The sequence below is a fragment of the Streptomyces sp. NPDC051677 genome (assembly GCF_044453465.1).
GTDB lineage: Bacteria > Actinomycetota > Actinomycetes > Streptomycetales > Streptomycetaceae > Streptomyces.
The window spans coordinates 291189-307310 of record NZ_JBITCT010000002.1 but is presented as its reverse complement, the minus strand read 5'-3'; the positions used below and the strand labels follow the sequence as shown (position 1 = coordinate 307310).

Sequence of the window (16122 nt, the reverse complement as noted above, 5' to 3'; positions counted from 1 at the left end):
GCCGTCACTTCCGGTACTCGGCGGCCACGGACTTCGCGGCGACGCCCTCGAAGCGGTGGTCGAAGAGCGAGGAGACGTCGAACTTCTTCACGAAGCCGCCCTCCGCGAGCAGGTCCGCCGTCTCCTGCTCCCACGCGATCGCCTCGTCCCAACTGGGCGGGAACAGCGGCTTGTTGGCCAGGCGGGTGATCGACCTGGCCTGGTCGAGGGGCAGGTTCTGCGTCTTGACGTAGAACTCCTCGTTCCAGACCTGCGGGTTCTCGAACTGCCACACCTGGCCCTGCGCCCACTGCGGGATGTACGCGGCGACCGCGGCCGCCTTCGCCCTGTCGTTCAGCACGGACACCGGCGCCCACAGCAGGTTGAGCAGGTCGACGACGTCGGTGGTGATCGCGCGGGCGCCCTTGGACCCGTACTGCTGGAGATAGGCCGGAGCCTGCTGGTTGGCGAGCGGGGCGACGTCGACCTGGCCGGACTGCAGGGCGGTGAGGAACTGGTTGCTGGTCAACGGCACCAGTTTCACGTCGTCGTACGTCAGGCCCGCCTTCTTCAGCGCCCGCAGCAGGACGACGCCCTGCGCCTGCCCCTGCGAGAACGCCAGCTTCCTGCCCCGGAAGTCCTCGACGGTGCGGATGTCGCTGCCGGGCTTGGTGGCGAAGAGATAGTTCGGCTTGCGGGTGAGGCCGATCGCGACGATCTTCGCGTCGAAGCCCTGGTAATGCGCCTGGATCGGCGGAATGCCCGCGTTGTTGGCGAGGTCCAGGGACTTCGAGCGAAAGGCGTTGATGACATCGGGACCCGCCCCGATGTTCACCCAGCTCGACACCGTGAACGGCAGCTCGGGCAGTTTCGCCAGCTTGAACTGCAACTGCTGGACACTCTGGTATGAGGAGACCTTCAGGCTGGTGCCGGCCGGCACCTTGGCGGCGAGCGGCGCGGCCGAGGCCCCCTCGTCACCGGTGGCGGCACTGCTCTCGGCGCAGCCGCTGAGCCCCGCGACACCGGCGGCGGCGCCGAGCAGGGAGGCGAGGAAGAGACGCCGGTCATAGGACGAAGGCATGGGAGGACCCCCAGGGGAAAGCGGTGAAAAAAGGCAGAAGTGATTCCGGGCACGACAGGGCCCGAGAAAGCGAATTCACGAGGAATTCACACAGGAAAAGGCAGGGGAAGCAGGAGAAGGGGCGCGCTCCCGGCGCGCCGGGGCGTCAGCAACAGAAGGTGCGACAGCTCATGGAACGATGTTCCTGTTCTCGTGCCGCGCCTGTCAACATTCGGAGTTTCTGAATTAACTCGGCTCAGGTGAGACGCCCGGCGACGAGGCCAGCGGATCCCGGTAGAGCACATCCAGCGCCACCGCCCCGCCCGCCACGGCGAGCACGGACTCGGGGAAACTGCTCCGCGAGACAGCGGCGGAACGCCCCGCCCCGACCTCGTCCCGCAGCGCGGCCAGGCAGTCCTCCCGGAACAGCACCCCCACCTCGGCGACGACGACCCGCTCCGGATTGAGCACGTCCAGCAGCAGCCCGGCCGCCCGCCCCACCATCCGCGCCCGCTCCCGCAACAGCCGTACGGCCACCGGGTTTCCGGCGTCCGCCGCGGCGAGGACGTGCATCGGGTTCACCCCGTCGATCACCCCCGCCTCCCGGGCCCGCCGGCACAGCGTCCGCTCGCTCAACTCCGCCTGGAGGCAGCCGACCCGACCGCAGTCGCAGGGCTCCGTGCCGCCGGCCAACGGCAGATGCGCGATCGCGCCCGCCTGTGAACGCGGCCCGTGATGCACCTCGTCGTGGGTGGCGAACGCCGCGTCGACCACGTTCCCCACGAACAGCTGCAGCACACTGCGGCTGCCGCGCGCCCGCCCGAACAACCGCTCCGCGTTGACCAACGCCCGTGCGTGCCCGTCCACATGGACCGGCAGCCCGGTGCGCACGGCGACCGCCTCCCGCACCGGCACGTCCCGCCAGCCCAGCAGCGGATGCTCGACGACGATCCCCGAATCCCGGTCCACCCAGCCGCCCACGGCGACCCCCACCCCGAGGGCCCGGCGGCCCGGAGCCTCGCCCAGCAGCGCACCGAGGCCGTCGCCGGCCCGCGCCAGCACCGCGCCCGGGTCGAGACCGCGATGCTTCAACTCCCGCCGCGCCACCACCCGTCCCCGCAGGTCCAGCAGCGCGACGGTCGTGTACGGCACCGCCACATGCACCCCGCCCACCAGGAACCGTGAGTCGTCCAGATCCACCGGAACGTGCGGCCGGCCCACCCCGTTGCTGCGCCGGGGCACGGCCGCCTCCCGGACCAGCCCGAGCCCGGTGAGCCGGGCGCAGTGCTCGGTGACGGAGGCGGGGGACAGCCCGGTCAGCCGGGCGATGGTGGAGCGCGCGACCGGCCCGTGCTCCAGCACGGACCGCAGGATCACGCTGGCGCTGGTGCGCCGCCGGTCGCTGTCGGCGAGCCGGGGGACGGAGGAGGCAGGCAGGGGTGGTGCCGCGGTACGGGGCATGGGGAACTTCCTCGGAAGTCGGGAGCCGGTCCGACACTGCGCCGTCTGTGGAGCGCGGCGCGCCGGATGATCGGCTCCGCCCGCCTCACACCGGACGGCGACAGGCGGCCGCGCCCACGCGCCGCAGGTCGACATGGCGACGCGACGAGAAGTTCAGGGCCTGGGCCTGGGCAACCATGGCTCGAAGCTAGCAAAGCGGACCAGCCCTGCCCAGCAGGCGACCGACGGGCGAGACGGCCGCCGCTCGATCGTGCTTGATTGAACTCGATCGAACTCGATTGGTGAAACCCTACAGAGGCCGCTCACGGCGCTTCCGTATCCCGAGCCACCCCACCTCAGTGACCAGGGTCACCTCGTACCGCGTGTAACCCCCACGCTTTGTCCGGAGCCCACCAAGCTCCCGAACGCCCGTTTGTCGACTACTGACGGTGAGCGGCCGCACGCCCCTGGGGTAGCGTCACCGTGTCCCGCTCCCTCCCGACCCCGCGGAGTCCCCCTTGAGCAGCACCGCCGCCGCCCCCGCTCTCCCCGGGCAGGTCCTCGCCGACCTGCTCCCCGCCTCCCGTGTCCGGGACCTCGCGCTCGTCCTCGGAGGCGCCGCGCTCACCGGCCTCGCCGCCCAGATCGCCGTCCCGGTACCCGGCAGCCCGGTCCCGGTCACCGGCCAGACCTTCGCCGCGCTGCTCGTCGGCACGTCCCTCGGCGCCCGCCGCGGGTTCTTTGCCCTCGCCGTCTACGCGCTGGCCGGTCTGGCCGGCGTGCCCTGGTTCGCCGACGGCGCCTCCGGCGTCTCCGTCTCCTTCGGCTACATCCTCGGCATGATCCTCGCGTCCGCCGCCGTGGGCGCCCTGGCCCGCCGCGGCGCCGACCGCTCCATGCTGCGCACGGCGGGCGCGATGCTGCTGGGCGAGGCGATCATCTACGCCGTCGGCGTCCCGTACCTGGCCTACGCCGCCGGCATCTCCGCCTCCGCCGCGATCGCGGCCGGCCTCACCCCGTTCCTGATCGGCGACGCGGTCAAGGCGATCCTGGCGATGGGTCTGCTGCCGACGGCCTGGAAGCTCGTCAAGTCCTCGGCGTGAACGCCGGGGCTTTCCGCGAGAGCCCCGGTAACGGACTTCAACCGACTTCGACGGACGTCGGCCGGTCCCGAAGATGACAGCCGGTCGACCTGGCGCAGGTCAGGTGGCCGGCTGTCATCTTTCGTCCTCCCCTTTACTTCCTCCCCTTTACCTCCTCGCTTCCTCCCGGCGAGCTCAGCTCTCCGGCCGCCGCCGGGACCACCACAGCCCGGCCGTGCCCGCGGCGAGCAGTGTCGCTCCGGCCGCGCCGAGCGGCAGCAGGTCCCGTCCGACGCCGGTCTTCGGCAGCTCGTCGCCGCCGGGACCCACGGGCGTGTTGTCGGTGCCGAGGAGCAGCGGGGTGGCGGGCGCGTTCGGCGACGGGTTCGTCGTGCCGAACGGCACCGGGCCCTGCTGCCAGAACGTCTTCTTCCCGTCACTGCTCTGGACGGGCAGACAGATCTTCCCGGTCTTGCTCAGATCGAAGGTCGCGTCGACGGCGTACGACTTCGACGCCCCGGTCGCGAGATTGTCGATGGGGCAGGAGAAACCGCTGTTGGATCCTTCCGGTAGATCTTTCTCCGCGATGGCGGAACATCCCTGGACGCCTTTGACCGTGAGCCCGTCGAACCCGACGACCAAAAGCCTTATCTGTCCGCTGTCCTTGGTCCCCTCGTTCTTCACCGTGGCGGTGATCGCCGTTTTTTTGGAACTGTTGTCGACCGAGATCCGCTCCGGCAGCAGCGTCGTCGTCTTCACGCCCGCGGGCGCCTCGTCGACGGGCTTTCCCCCCTTGCTGCTGCCTGGTCCTTGGTCGTCCGCCCCGGCAGGGAAGGAAAGGATCAACACTGCCGAGAAAGATGCCATGACCAGTGATCCGGCGATGGTCGTCGCACGACGAGAACTCATGTTCGTCCCCCTTGGCTGCGCCTGAATTCGCAGTACTTGAAGAGGTACCACAAGATTTCTCCGCACTATGCTGGTACGGCACTAAGTGTGACTATTGTGTTTCAGGGGCCGGGCAATGCAGAGCAGTCGAGGGGGTGCAGCGGATTGCCGGGAAATTCGGGAAACACGGGGAATCCGGAGAACTCGGGGAACGGCGGTTTTCCAGGGTTGCTGGTGACGGGGCGCTATCGGCTGGTCGAGAGCATCGGGCAGGGGGGAATGGGGCGGGTGTGGCGAGCCGCCGACGAGGTGCTCGACCGGCAGGTCGCGGTGAAGGAAATGCGCATCGACGGCCTCGACCCGGAGGACACCCGTACCCGCCGTGAACGCACCCTGCGCGAGGCCAGGGCCACCGCCCGCATCGACCATCCCAACGTGGTGCGCGTCTACGACGTCGTGGACGAGGGGGAACGCCTCTGGATCGTCATGGAGTTGGTCGCCGGCCGCTCCCTGGAGCGGATCATGGCAGAGGAAGGACCACTGGGCCCGGGTGAGACCGCCCGCATCGGCCTCGGCCTGGTCACGGCCCTGCGCCAGGTCCATGCGAGGGGGGTCCTGCACCGCGACATCAAACCGGGCAACGTGCTCGTGGAGGACGCGGGGGGAAGGGAGCGGGGCGGTCGGCGCATCGTCCTCACCGACTTCGGCATCGCCGCGATCCAGGACGCGAAGGCGTTGACCATGGTGGGGATGCTGGTCGGTTCCCCCGACTACATGGCTCCCGAACGCATCGCGGGCCGCCCGCAGGGCCCACCGTCCGACGTGTGGTCCCTGGGCGCCACGCTCTGCGCCGCCCTGGCCGGCCACTCCCCCTTCGCCCGCGACACCACGCTGGCGACCCTGCACGCCGTCCTCTACGAGGAGCCCCAACTCCCCTCCAACGCAGGCCCGTTGCGCGACATCCTCGCCTCCCTCCTGGAAAAGGAGCCCACGGTCCGCGCAGCCCTCACCGACCTGGAGTCCGCCCTCGACCCCATCGCCCACCCGCCGCCCACACCGACACTGACGGTGGACGGAGGCGGAACGGAGGGGCAGGACAGGCGGGAGCAGGCGCCGGGGCCACCGGGCCCAGGGGAGGCGCAGAGGCCGAATGAGGCGCCCGGCGGTGAGGGCGCCGAGAGGATCCACGGCGCTGGGGGAGAGCCGCCGACCCGCGCACTCCTGAACACCATCAGTCCCCCCGACCCACGTGACCCCAGGCGCCCGCAACGGAGGCAACCCGATGCGGAGCGCCCCGAAGACGCGCGTCCAGGGCCCGAAGTGCCCGAAGGGGCCCCATCAGCCCAACCAGCGCCACCAGCCCCATCAGCCCAACCATCAGCCCAACCAGCGCCACCAGCCCTATCAACTCCACCCGAACTGCCCAGCGCATCCGCCCCTCCTGCCCCTCCCGCCCCTCCCGCGCCCTCCGAAGCCTCCACCGAGGCGGCCTCGGAGATGCGTTCGGAGTCCGGCTCGGAGCCCCCGTCGCCCAGCCCGTCACCGTCGTTGCCCTCGCCCTCGCCCTCGCCCTCGCCCTCGCCCTCGCCCTCGCCCTCGCCCTCGCCCTCGCCCTCGCCCTCGCCCTGGCCGTCGTCGTCACCCTCGCCGTCGCCCTCAGCGTCGCCGACGCCACGCCCACGCCCACGCCCGCGCCCGGGCGTCTCCCTCGTCCGGGCCGACGCGCAGACGGAACGCAGGCCGGCGCCGGAGGGGGCTCCCGCCGGGCAGGCCGGCCCCGTGCCGCACGCGGACGCGCACGCGGACCCGCACGCGGACCCGCACGCACACGTCCGCCCGGACGCGGAGACCCGGCGGCGCGAGATACCGCCGGGCGGTGAACTGACCGGCCCGGCCGTCCCGTCCGGGGCCCGGCGACGCAGGGGCGGCAGCCACCGCCCGGGTCGCGGTGCCCCGTTCCTCGCCGGCCGCCGTACCGGCGTGCTCGCCGCCGTCGGGGTCGTCGCCGTCGGCGCGGTCGTCGCGGTCGTGCTGGCGTCGGCCCCCGGCTCGCACGACAGCGGCGACCAGGCCGGCGGCTCCTCGCCGCATCCGTCCCCCGCCACGGCGACGGCCACCACCGCCTCGGCCACCAGCCCCACCTCCACCCCTTCGACCCCTGCGGCCTCGCCCACGGTCGAGGGGACCTTCAGGCCGCCGAGCCTGCCCCCGGGCGCGCACCAGGAGGCGGGCGGGTTCGCCTGGGCGACGCCCAAGGGCTGGCGGCGGGACGTCAAGACGGGCGCGGAGGTGCACTACACGTCGCCCGACGGCGCCCAGGAACTCGTCGCCAAGTCGTCCCTGGCCCGCGGCGACCTCATGGACACCTGGCGGACCTCCGAGCACAACGCCCACCAGGGGCAGGACTACCGCAAGATCCGTCTGGAGGAGACGACGTTCCGAGGCAGGCCGGCGGTCGTCTGGGAGTACACCTTCACCCTCCAGGGCACCCCCTGGCACGCCCGGCTCCTCGGCTTCAACGACAGCGGAAAGTCGTACCAGATCAACACCTGGTACCAGCCCGACACCGAGACGACGGCCCTGAAGACGTACGAGAAGGTCAAGGACAGCTTCACCGTGATTTGAATCCTCCCCTCCCTTCAGGGGAGGGGATTCCTGGCTCAGGCCGCCTCCTGGAGCAGCGCTCCGGGAGGTCTTGCGCCATCGGCGCCAGCCGGGTTGAGACCAGCCCGGACGAGCATCACGCGGGCGGAGTTCTTGTCCCTGGGGGACACGGTTCCGCACGCGGTGCAGGTGTAGGTGCGCTCACCCAGCGGCAGGCGATGCTTGGCTCTCGCATCGCAGCGCGCGCAGTCCATCGTGGTGTGCGCAGGATGTACCAGGCGGACGTTCCGCCCGTGCTTGCGGCCCATCTCGATCAGAGCGGCCTTGACCGCGCCGATGGCGGCGTCAGCGGCCTTGCGGGCCATGGTCGTCCTGGCCAGGAACTTCGCACGGAAGTCCTCGACAGCAATGGCGTCGTGGTCGCGGACCACCTTCTTGGCCCACTTGCGGCCGGTGTCCTCACGCTGCCTCGCGACCTTTTTATGCGCCTTCGCCCGCAGCTTCTTCGCATAGCGGTAGCCCTTCGTTGCTGGCTGTCCCTTCTTCGGCTTGCGGCGGGCCATCATCCGGTCGTACCGGGTCAGTTTTGCCTGTGCCTTCTGACCGTGCCCGGCATGGGGCAGGTCGTGCGCGTCGGACGTGGTGGTCGCGGTCTCCTTGACGCCCCAGTCGACACCGAGCACCCGGCCGGTCTCCGGCAGGAGCTGGACCTGGGCGGGCACGACGAACGAGCAGTACCAGTGCCCGAGGCTGTCCTGGTAGAGGCGTACCGAGGACGGCTCGGTCGGCAGTTCCCGCGACCACACCACCGTTACCACGATGCCCCCGGCCAGGTGCAGCCGGCCGTCCTTCAACCGGAACCCGCGTTTCGTGTAGTTGAGGGTCGGCAGTGCCTCGCGCTTGGTCTTCCACTTCGGCATCCCCGCCCGGCGCGCCGTGGGCAGGCGCTCGCGGATGTCCGTCTGCGCCCTGGCTCGGGAACGGCCGAAGTCACGGATGACCTGCTGCTGAACAACCGACGAGCCCTCACGGAGCCACGGCGTACGGGCGCGTGCTTCGGTCAGCATCCGGTCGAGCTGCGCCGGACCGCATGTGGTCTTCCGGCCGGTCGCCTTGTTGTGCGCCTGTACGGCCCTGGACTTGGCGACGCATTCGTTCCACACCCAGCGGCATCGGTCCCACTCCGCCGCCAGGGCCGTGCGAGCGGTGGACGACACCCGCAGCCGGTAGGTGTACCGGGCATGCCCGGCCTCCGCAGCCGCCCTCGCCCGCGCCATCCCGCCCCCTCATGCTCCCCGGCCAGGACACCGTGCCGTCCTGAACCCTCCGAAGGACCATACGTACGACAGCCGCACAAACGCACCCCGATCCCACAGCCACCACCCCGACCAGCGATCGCAGGCACACACGTTCGCACCACCTCAGCGATACCGACAGCGGTGCGGCCGCTCCGCGCCCTGAACCGGATATGGCGACGCTCCGCGTCGCGACACCCGGATGCGATTCCTCCCCGGCGTGAACGCCGGGGCCTCCTCGCAAGGAAGGCGTGATGTGACGGCGCAGGCAGGGGCGAAGCGCGAAAGGGGCCCGCTCCAGCGGACCCCTTTCACATCGGCTCCCAAGAACTACTCGACCTTGTCCTTTTCCATGTCCTTGTTCTGGGCCACGGTCTCGACCGTGCCGACGGCGGAGGCCCGCCGCCCTTGCCGCCTGTCCCACTCCTTCACGAAGGCGACGAGGACCACGACCGCCGCGACGAGCAACGACAACAGCACGGTCGTCCGCCCACTGCTCTCCCCCTCCGTGTCGGTCAGCATGTAACCGAGCACGAAGACGATCAGTGCGGCCGTCGCCCAGGTCAGGTACGGGTACAGCCACATCTTCACGACCAGCTTCTCCGGCGCCTCGGCCTGGATGATCTTCCGCATCCGCAGCTGCGAGAAGCAGATCACGAGCCAGACGAACAGGGCCACCGCCCCGCTGGAGTTCACGAGGAAGAGGAAGACGGAGTCCGGGAACCGGTAGTTGAAGAAGACGGCGACGAACCCGAACACCACGGAGGCGACGATCGCCGCGAGGGGAACGCCACGGTTCGTCGTCCGGGCGAACACCTTCGGCGCGTCGCCCCGCTCACCGAGCGAGAAGGCCATGCGGGAGGCCGTGTAGAGCCCGGAGTTGAGACAGGACAGCACGGACGTCAACACGATGAAGTTCATGATCTGACCGGCGTGCGCGATGCCGAGGGAGTCGAGGGCGGCCACGTAGGAGCCCTGCTCCTTGATGGACGCGTCGTCCCAGGGCAGCAGCGTGACGACGACGAAGATCGATCCGAGGTAGAAGACGCCGATCCGCCAGATGATGCTGTTCGTGGACTTCGTCACGGCCCGCTGCGGGTTCTCGGACTCGCCGGCCGCGAGGGTGGCGATCTCGCTGCCCATGAAGGAGAAGACGACGAGCAGCACGCCGGTGAGGATGGCGCCGGGGCCGTTGGGCAGGAAGCCGCCGTGGTCCGTGAGGTTGCCGAGGCCGGCCTTGTCACTGTCGACACCGGGCAGCACGCCGAAGACGGCGAGCCCGCCGATGACGATGAACGCGCCGATCGCGACGACCTTGATCCCGGCGAACCAGAACTCGAACTCGCCGTAGGACCCGACGGAGACGAGGTTGGTGGCGGTCAGCACCACCATCACGATGAGCGCCCAACCCCACTGCGGGACGGCGGGGATCCACCCTTCGAGGATCTTGGCGCCGGCCGTGGCCTCCACGGCGAGCACGACGACCCAGAAGAACCAGTACAGCCAGCCGATGGAGAACCCGGCCCAGCGTCCGAGCGCGCGGTCGGCGTGGGCGGAGAACGATCCGGAGGTCGGATTGGCCGCGGACATCTCCCCGAGCATCCGCATCACCAGCACCACGAGCGTGCCGACGAGGGCGTAGGAGAGGAGGATGCCGGGTCCGGCGGTGGCGATTCCGGAACTGGAACCGACGAACAGTCCGGCGCCGATGACGCCGCCGATGGCGATCATCGACAGATGCCGGTTCTTGAGCCCTGCCTGAAGTCCGGGACCGGGTTCTCCGGGACCTCCGGGGCCGCGGTCGGCCTGGGTGAGGGTCGGCTGCGAAGTCATGGGGACGGTCTTCCTTTGCGCCGTGTGGAGGGAAACGGGGGAAACAGCGGAATCAGGTGAATCGTGGGGGGGATGGGGACGTGCGAGGGGGTGAGGGGCGTACAGGCCGGTCCAGTGAATCTGAGGTGGATGGATTCGGGAACCTTTGATTCAATATCGTTACTTGAGGTTTTCCTGAGCTTCTGTAGCATCGCTCACAGTTCAACGGACGCGGCACCCGGCGCTGCTACCCCGCGACCCCCGTGTCACACTCATCCCATGCGCGTGTATCTCGGCTCGGACCATGCCGGCTTCGAACTCAAGAACCACCTCGTCGAATGGCTCAAGGCGGCGGGTCACGACCCGGTCGACTGCGGCCCGCACATCTACGACGCCCAGGACGACTACCCGCCGTTCTGCCTGCGCGCCGCGGAGAAGACGGCCGCGGACCCCGACGCCCTCGGCATCGTGATCGGCGGCTCCGGCAACGGCGAGCAGATCGCCGCGAACAAGGTGAAGGGCGTCCGTGCCGCCCTCGCCTGGAGCGAGGAGACCGCGTCCCTCGGCCGCCAGCACAACAACGCCAACGTCGTCGCGGTCGGCGCCCGCATGCACACCCAGGACGAGGCGACGAAGTTCGTCGAGACCTTCCTGGCCACCCCGTTCTCCGAGGACGAACGGCACATCCGCCGCATCGACATGCTCGCGGACTACGAGACGACGGGCGACCTGCCGGCCATTCCCGCGCACCACCCGCAGCAGGACTGACCGCCTCCCGGGGGCTGGAAGGAACACGCGCCGTGCCAGAGGGGCACACGATCCACCGGCTGGCGTCGGACTACGCCGACCGCTTCTCCGGCACGGCGCCGCGCGTGACCAGCCCCCAGGGCAAGTTCTCCGACGCCGCCGAACTCCTCAGCGGAGCGGAGCTCACCCGCACCGAGGCCCACGGCAAGCACCTCTTCCTCGGCTTCCGCGACACCGACTGGGTCCACATCCACCTCGGACTCTTCGGCAAGGTCGCCTTCGGTGACGCACCCGTGCCCCCGCCGACGGACACGGTCCGACTGCGCCTCGCCAACGCCACGTCGTACGTCGATCTGCGCGGCCCGACGACCTGCGCGCTCATCACGGACGCCGAGAAGCAGGCGATACACGACCGTCTGGGCCCCGACCCCTTGCGCGAGGACGCCGAACCGCAGCGGGCGTACCAGCGGATCTCCCGCAGCCGTACGACGATCGCCGCCCTCCTCCTGGACCAGAAGATCATCGCCGGCGTCGGAAACGTCTACCGCGCCGAAGTCCTCTTCCGGCACGGCATCGACCCGTACCGTGCGGGCCGGACCGTCACCCCCGCCGAGTGGGACGCGATCTGGACCGACCTCGTCGCCCTCATGCGCGAGGGCGTCCGCAACAACCGCATCGACACGGTCCGCCCGCAGCACACCCCGGAGGCTATGGGCCGCCCGCCCCGCGTCGACGACCACGGCGGCGAGGTGTACGTCTACCGGCGCACCCACCAGCCCTGCCACCTCTGCGGAGACGCCGTCCGCACCGCCGACCTGGCCGCCCGCAACGTCTTCTGGTGCCCGACCTGCCAGCAGAACTGACGTCACCGAGACCAGGTACGGCGCCCGCTCAGAACCCGTGCGGCAGCCACGGCGCCGCCCCCGTCCCGAACCCCACGGCCGCCTCGGCCAGCGCCCCGCGCCGCAGCTCCCGTACCCGCCCGGCCGCCCCGAGCGCCCCGAGGCTCACCCCGCCGAGATACGCCGCCCCCAACTCCCGTACGGACAGGGCGAGATCGGCGGCGTCGGACGTACGCCCGCACACCGCGCCCTTGGCATCCCCCGAGAGGCGCCACCGCCCCGAGTTCCAGGGGCAGAAGGCGTCCTCGACCTCCAGCACCACATCGACCGGCGCCTGATACGTCCGCGCCTCCAGCGCCGCGCCCACGTCCACCAGCCGCACGTACAACGAGTCCCGCACCCGCAGCTCGCAGCGCCGGATGTCGGAGACGAGATGCTGCCACGCCTCGTCCAGCGGCCGCCCCCGCACCTTCAGCGAGGTCGTGAGGTCGATCCCGAACAGGAACCGCCACAGCGCCGCCTCCGACGCGGGGTCGAGCCCCGCCAGGTCCTGGAGCTGCACCTGCCCGTTGTGCCCGCTGTCCCTCCACTCGGGCCGTATCCGGAATCGGGCGTATCCGGTGACCTCGCCGTCCCGCTCGGCGAGCACGCACTGCAGCGGCGACGCCCCGCCCCGCCCGCTCTCCGGATCGAGCAGCGCCAGCCGCTCCCACCCGGGCCGCCGCGCGAGCATCCCGGCCCGCCGGGGCACGGTCCGCGCGTACACCGCCTCGCACGCGTCCAGCTCCACGCCGGGATCGACGTACCGCAGCCGTACGTCGTCCGTGCCGGCCGGGACGGACAGTCGTACCCGACCGGTGTCGATCTCGGCGTGCAGTCCGAAGCTCGCCGCCGCGTACCCGAACCGCCCGTAGATCGCGGGCTCCGAGGCCGTGAGGACGGCGAGCGCCTCGCCCCACGCCCGCACGTCGTCCAGCTGCCGCCGCATCATCGACGTCAGCAGCCCGCGCCGCCGGTGCGTCGCGCTCACGCCGACCATCGTCACGCCCGCCGCCGGCACCGAGGCCCCGCCCGGCACGGTCAGCCGGAAGTCGTACGCCCCGGCCGTCGCCACGCACGCGCCGCCGTCCCACACCCCGAGGGAGCGCTCGTACGGGGTGAGCGCCCTGAACAGCTCGCGCTCCTCGGCCGGCTCCTCGACCCCGCCGAAGGCGCGGAGCAGAGTGTCGTACCACTCGTCCCATTCGTCCCGCCGCAGCACCCGCAGGCCGTCCGCCGCCCGGGTTTCGTCGCGCCCCGCCTCAGTCGTCATGAGTTCATGCCTAGCAGCCCAATGCGGGACGAGCCAGGGAATTTCTCCCTCCTGGCGACGCGAGCGCTTTCCGTGAAGTTCACTGTGAAGTTGAGCCTCGGACGGGGGACAAGTGGGACCTCCCGTGCCAAGCGGCGGGTTCGATGGATAGGGTCCCGAACTAATGGCAGCAGGACGACAGCGGCGCGCGGAAGCCGAGACGTTGGCGGCCCGGTTGAAGCACTGGATGCACCGGGTCCGCACCGGCGTGCGCAGAAGCGCCGTGGACTACTTCCGCGGCGACGGCTCCGACTGGATCGCGCTGGCCTTCCTGCTGCTCACCGTTCCGCTCATCGCCGCCACCACGCTCGCCAACTCGGTGTGGTGCTCACCGGCCGCCCTGGTGCTGCCGATCGTCGCCGGCGGCCTGCTGCTGCGCCCGTCGAGCCTGCTCGGCCTGTACGCGGCGGCGGCCACCGCCCTCATCGTGGAGTCGGTGCAGCTCGGCCCCTACACCGAGGGCCCTTCACGCGTGACGCCCGGAGTCGTCCTGGTCGTCGCAGCATGCGGTTTCTTCGGCCTGCTCATCGCCCAGTTCCGCAGCCGGGTCGGCGTGCCCTGGCGGCGCGGCGGCACCATGCTCTTCGACTTGCGCGAACGCATCCGCGTGCAGAGCAAGCTGCCGAGCCTGCCGCCCGGCTGGCACCGCGAGATGGCGCTGCGGCCGGCGGGCGGCCAGTCGTTCTCCGGCGACTTCGTCGTCGCGGCCCGCACCAACGGCGGCCGCACCATGGAGGTCGTCCTCACGGACGTCTCCGGCAAGGGCATGGACGCCGGTTCGCGCGCGCTGCTGCTGTCCGGCGCCTTCGGCGGCCTGCTCGGCTCCCTGCCCCCGCACGCCTTCCTCCCGGCCGCCAACGGCTATCTGCTCCGCCAGGACTGGGACGAGGGCTTCGCGACCTCCATCCACCTGGTCCTCGACCTCGACTCCGGCGACTACGAGCTCTACTCCGCCGGCCACCCGCCGGGCCTCCAGCTCAGCGCGGGCAGCGGCCGCTGGGAGGAGAAGGCCGCCGAGGGGCCCCTCCTCGGGGTGTACGACGGCGCCCAGTTCGACCCGGTGAAGGGCTCCCTGCGCCCGGGTGACGTGCTGATGCTCTTCACCGACGGCCTGGTGGAGACCTCCGACCGGGACATCGTCGAGGGCATCGACCGTCTCACCGGCGAGGCCGACCGCTATGTCGCCGGCGGCTTCCAGGGCGCCGCCTGGCATCTGATCGAGGCGGTGGCGAAGGACGTCAACGACGACCGGGCCCTGCTGCTGGTCTGCCGAGAGGGCCCGACGGCCCAGATGGCCCCGCTGTCCTGAGACGCACTCCCCTGAGCCCTGAGCCCTGAGACGCAATCCTCCTGAGCCGTAAGGGGACACCCATGCTCACCCTGGCCGAGGTCGAGGCCCTCGCCCGCGCCGCCCACGAGGGGCAGACCGACAAGGCGGGCCGGCCCTACGCGGAGCACCTTCAGGCGGTCGCGGAGGGCGTACGCGCGCGTGGTGGCGACGCCGACCAGATCGCGGCCGCCTGGCTGCACGACGCCGTCGAGGACGACGCCCTGTCCGCGGCCTGGCTGGACGGCGCGGCGCTGAGCGACCGCACCAAGGCGGTCGTCCTCTCGGTCACCAGACGGGCGGGGGAGACGCCGGAGGCGTACGCGGCGCGCATCCTGGCCACGCCGGGCGCGCTGCTGGTGAAGGAAGCGGACCTGGCGCACAACGCCGACCCGGCCCGGCTGGCGGTCCTGGACGCGCCGACCCGGGCCCGCCTGACCGAGAAGTACACCCACATGCGCGCACTCCTCGGCCTGTCTCCCTGACGGGCGACTAGACGCCGACCTTCTCCCCCTTGCCGCCCTGCTCGCGCTTCTCGCCCCGTTCGCGCTTCTCGCGCTCGCGGGCGAGTGTGACGGCGTCCGGCTTGAAGGCCCACTCCATCTTCGGTTCCACCACGAACCCCAGCACCCGCCGAACCGGCCTGGTGCACAACAGGGTGACGATGACGGCCACGAGGGCCGTGACGGCGATCTCCCCGAGCGGGCGGTGCAGAGCCGGGTGATCGAACCAGCCGCGGTAGTCGGCGGTCTTGAGCAGCAGACCGTGCACCAGATAGCCGTAGAGCGTGCCCGCGCCGAGCGCCGTGAACCACATCGTGCGGCCCGGTACCCAGGAGAGGAAGCAGGCGGTCAGCAGCAGGGAGCAGCCGAACAGGGCGAGCTGCATCACCGGACCGACCCACCACGGCACGCCCAATTCCTGCGCGGAGTTGCGGTGGTAGAGCCATCCGCTGTTCATCCGCGGCACCGCCCACCAGCAGAAGGCCAGCGCGAAGACGAACACCGGCACCGCCGCGATCCGGACCGAGCGCCGACGCACCAGCCGGAAGTGCTCCGCCTTCAGGCTCAGCCCCAGCACGAAGAACGGCAGGAACTGAAGGACGCGCTGGAGGTCCAGGTCGTCACCGATGTTCGGGGTGGCGGACGCCGCCATGGCGATGCCCAGTGCGAGCGGCAAGGGATACCGGACCAGCTTCCAGATGGGCGTGGTCAGCCGCCAGATGAACAGCGCGCACAAAAACCAGGTCAGGTAGTAGGGGTCGAGCAGACTGATGTCCTGGGGGGAGCCGTCGACGTACGTCTTCAGGAGCGGGTAGGCGGTCTCGAAGACGATGTACGGCACGACGACGCCCGTCACCAGCCGCTTCAGCTTGCCGGGACTCCCGTCGAAACTGCGGGAGAAGAAGCCGGAGATGAGGATGAAGGCCGGCATGTGGAACGTGTACACCAGCACGTACGCCGCCGTGAGCACCCGGCTGTCGCCCTTGAGCGGCTCCCAGGTGTGCCCCATCGCCACCAGCACGATCGCCAGGTACTTGGCGTTGTCGAAGAACGCGTCACGCTTCGTGACCGGCCGCGGGGACGGCTGCTCGGCGGATCTGTCCTTGGACGGATCGTGTGGATCGTGTTCGTCGTGCTGATCGTGTTGATCGTTCTGGCTCGGAACGAGGGACGGGGCGGCGGAGAACATTCG

The 16122-nt window shown here is 70.6% G+C and carries 13 protein-coding genes; 6 read left to right on the top strand and 7 right to left on the bottom strand.

Going from position 1 to position 16122, the window contains the following annotated elements:
- Window positions 1-4: 4 nt before the first annotated feature.
- Complete coding sequence (locus ACIBAF_RS04350) at window positions 5-1060, bottom strand: ABC transporter substrate-binding protein (protein WP_399461570.1); 1056 nt, start codon at window positions 1058-1060, stop codon at window positions 5-7.
- 225 nt (window positions 1061-1285) lie between these two features.
- Complete coding sequence (locus ACIBAF_RS04345) at window positions 1286-2500, bottom strand: ROK family protein (RefSeq protein WP_399461569.1); 1215 nt, start codon at window positions 2498-2500, stop codon at window positions 1286-1288.
- A 497-nt stretch (window positions 2501-2997) separates the two neighbouring features.
- Here ACIBAF_RS04345 and ACIBAF_RS04340 point away from each other — a divergent pair, with 497 nt between their 5' ends.
- Window positions 2998-3582 carry a biotin transporter BioY gene (locus ACIBAF_RS04340; RefSeq protein WP_399461568.1) on the top strand — a complete coding sequence of 195 codons (585 nt, stop codon included), beginning with the start codon at window positions 2998-3000 and terminating at the stop codon, window positions 3580-3582.
- Between the two features lie 174 nt (window positions 3583-3756).
- On the opposite strand, the gene ACIBAF_RS04335 is transcribed toward ACIBAF_RS04340, so the two are convergent.
- Window positions 3757-4470, bottom strand: a complete 714-nt coding sequence (locus tag ACIBAF_RS04335; RefSeq protein ID WP_399461567.1) for an LPXTG cell wall anchor domain-containing protein — start codon at window positions 4468-4470, stop codon at window positions 3757-3759.
- A gap of 258 nt (window positions 4471-4728) precedes the next feature.
- Between ACIBAF_RS04335 and ACIBAF_RS04330 the strand changes: the two genes are divergently transcribed.
- Window positions 4729-7074 carry a serine/threonine-protein kinase gene (locus ACIBAF_RS04330; RefSeq protein ID WP_399461618.1) on the top strand — a complete coding sequence of 782 codons (2346 nt, stop codon included), beginning with the start codon at window positions 4729-4731 and terminating at the stop codon, window positions 7072-7074.
- A 35-nt stretch (window positions 7075-7109) separates the two neighbouring features.
- Here the strand turns inward: ACIBAF_RS04330 and ACIBAF_RS04325 are convergent, their stop codons facing one another.
- Entirely contained in the window at window positions 7110-8330 is a 1221-nt protein-coding gene (locus ACIBAF_RS04325) for an RNA-guided endonuclease InsQ/TnpB family protein (RefSeq protein ID WP_399461566.1), read from the bottom strand.
- A 348-nt stretch (window positions 8331-8678) separates the two neighbouring features.
- Window positions 8679-10181, bottom strand: a complete 1503-nt coding sequence (locus tag ACIBAF_RS04320) for an amino acid permease (RefSeq protein WP_399461565.1) — start codon at window positions 10179-10181, stop codon at window positions 8679-8681.
- A 258-nt stretch (window positions 10182-10439) separates the two neighbouring features.
- Between ACIBAF_RS04320 and ACIBAF_RS04315 the strand changes: the two genes are divergently transcribed.
- Both ACIBAF_RS04315 and ACIBAF_RS04310 read left to right on the top strand, forming a co-directional pair.
- Window positions 10440-10928 carry a ribose-5-phosphate isomerase gene (locus tag ACIBAF_RS04315; RefSeq protein WP_399461564.1) on the top strand — a complete coding sequence of 163 codons (489 nt, stop codon included), beginning with the start codon at window positions 10440-10442 and terminating at the stop codon, window positions 10926-10928.
- A gap of 32 nt (window positions 10929-10960) precedes the next feature.
- On the top strand, window positions 10961-11770 hold the full coding sequence (locus ACIBAF_RS04310; RefSeq protein ID WP_399461563.1) for an Fpg/Nei family DNA glycosylase: 810 nt from the start codon (window positions 10961-10963) through the stop codon (window positions 11768-11770).
- Window positions 11771-11798: 28 nt separating this feature from the next.
- On the opposite strand, the gene ACIBAF_RS04305 is transcribed toward ACIBAF_RS04310, so the two are convergent.
- Window positions 11799-13061 (bottom strand): GNAT family N-acetyltransferase, encoded by a 1263-nt coding sequence (locus ACIBAF_RS04305; protein ID WP_399461562.1) that lies wholly within the window; start codon window positions 13059-13061, stop codon window positions 11799-11801.
- Window positions 13062-13224: 163 nt separating this feature from the next.
- Between ACIBAF_RS04305 and ACIBAF_RS04300 the strand changes: the two genes are divergently transcribed.
- Both ACIBAF_RS04300 and ACIBAF_RS04295 read left to right on the top strand, forming a co-directional pair.
- Window positions 13225-14409 (top strand): PP2C family protein-serine/threonine phosphatase, encoded by a 1185-nt coding sequence (locus ACIBAF_RS04300; RefSeq protein ID WP_079662247.1) that lies wholly within the window; start codon window positions 13225-13227, stop codon window positions 14407-14409.
- A gap of 62 nt (window positions 14410-14471) precedes the next feature.
- Complete coding sequence (locus ACIBAF_RS04295; RefSeq protein WP_399461561.1) at window positions 14472-14912, top strand: HD domain-containing protein; 441 nt, start codon at window positions 14472-14474, stop codon at window positions 14910-14912.
- A 7-nt stretch (window positions 14913-14919) separates the two neighbouring features.
- Here ACIBAF_RS04295 and ACIBAF_RS04290 read toward each other — a convergent pair whose 3' ends face one another.
- Window positions 14920-16119 (bottom strand): acyltransferase family protein, encoded by a 1200-nt coding sequence (locus tag ACIBAF_RS04290; RefSeq protein WP_399461560.1) that lies wholly within the window; start codon window positions 16117-16119, stop codon window positions 14920-14922.
- Window positions 16120-16122 lie beyond the last annotated feature (3 nt).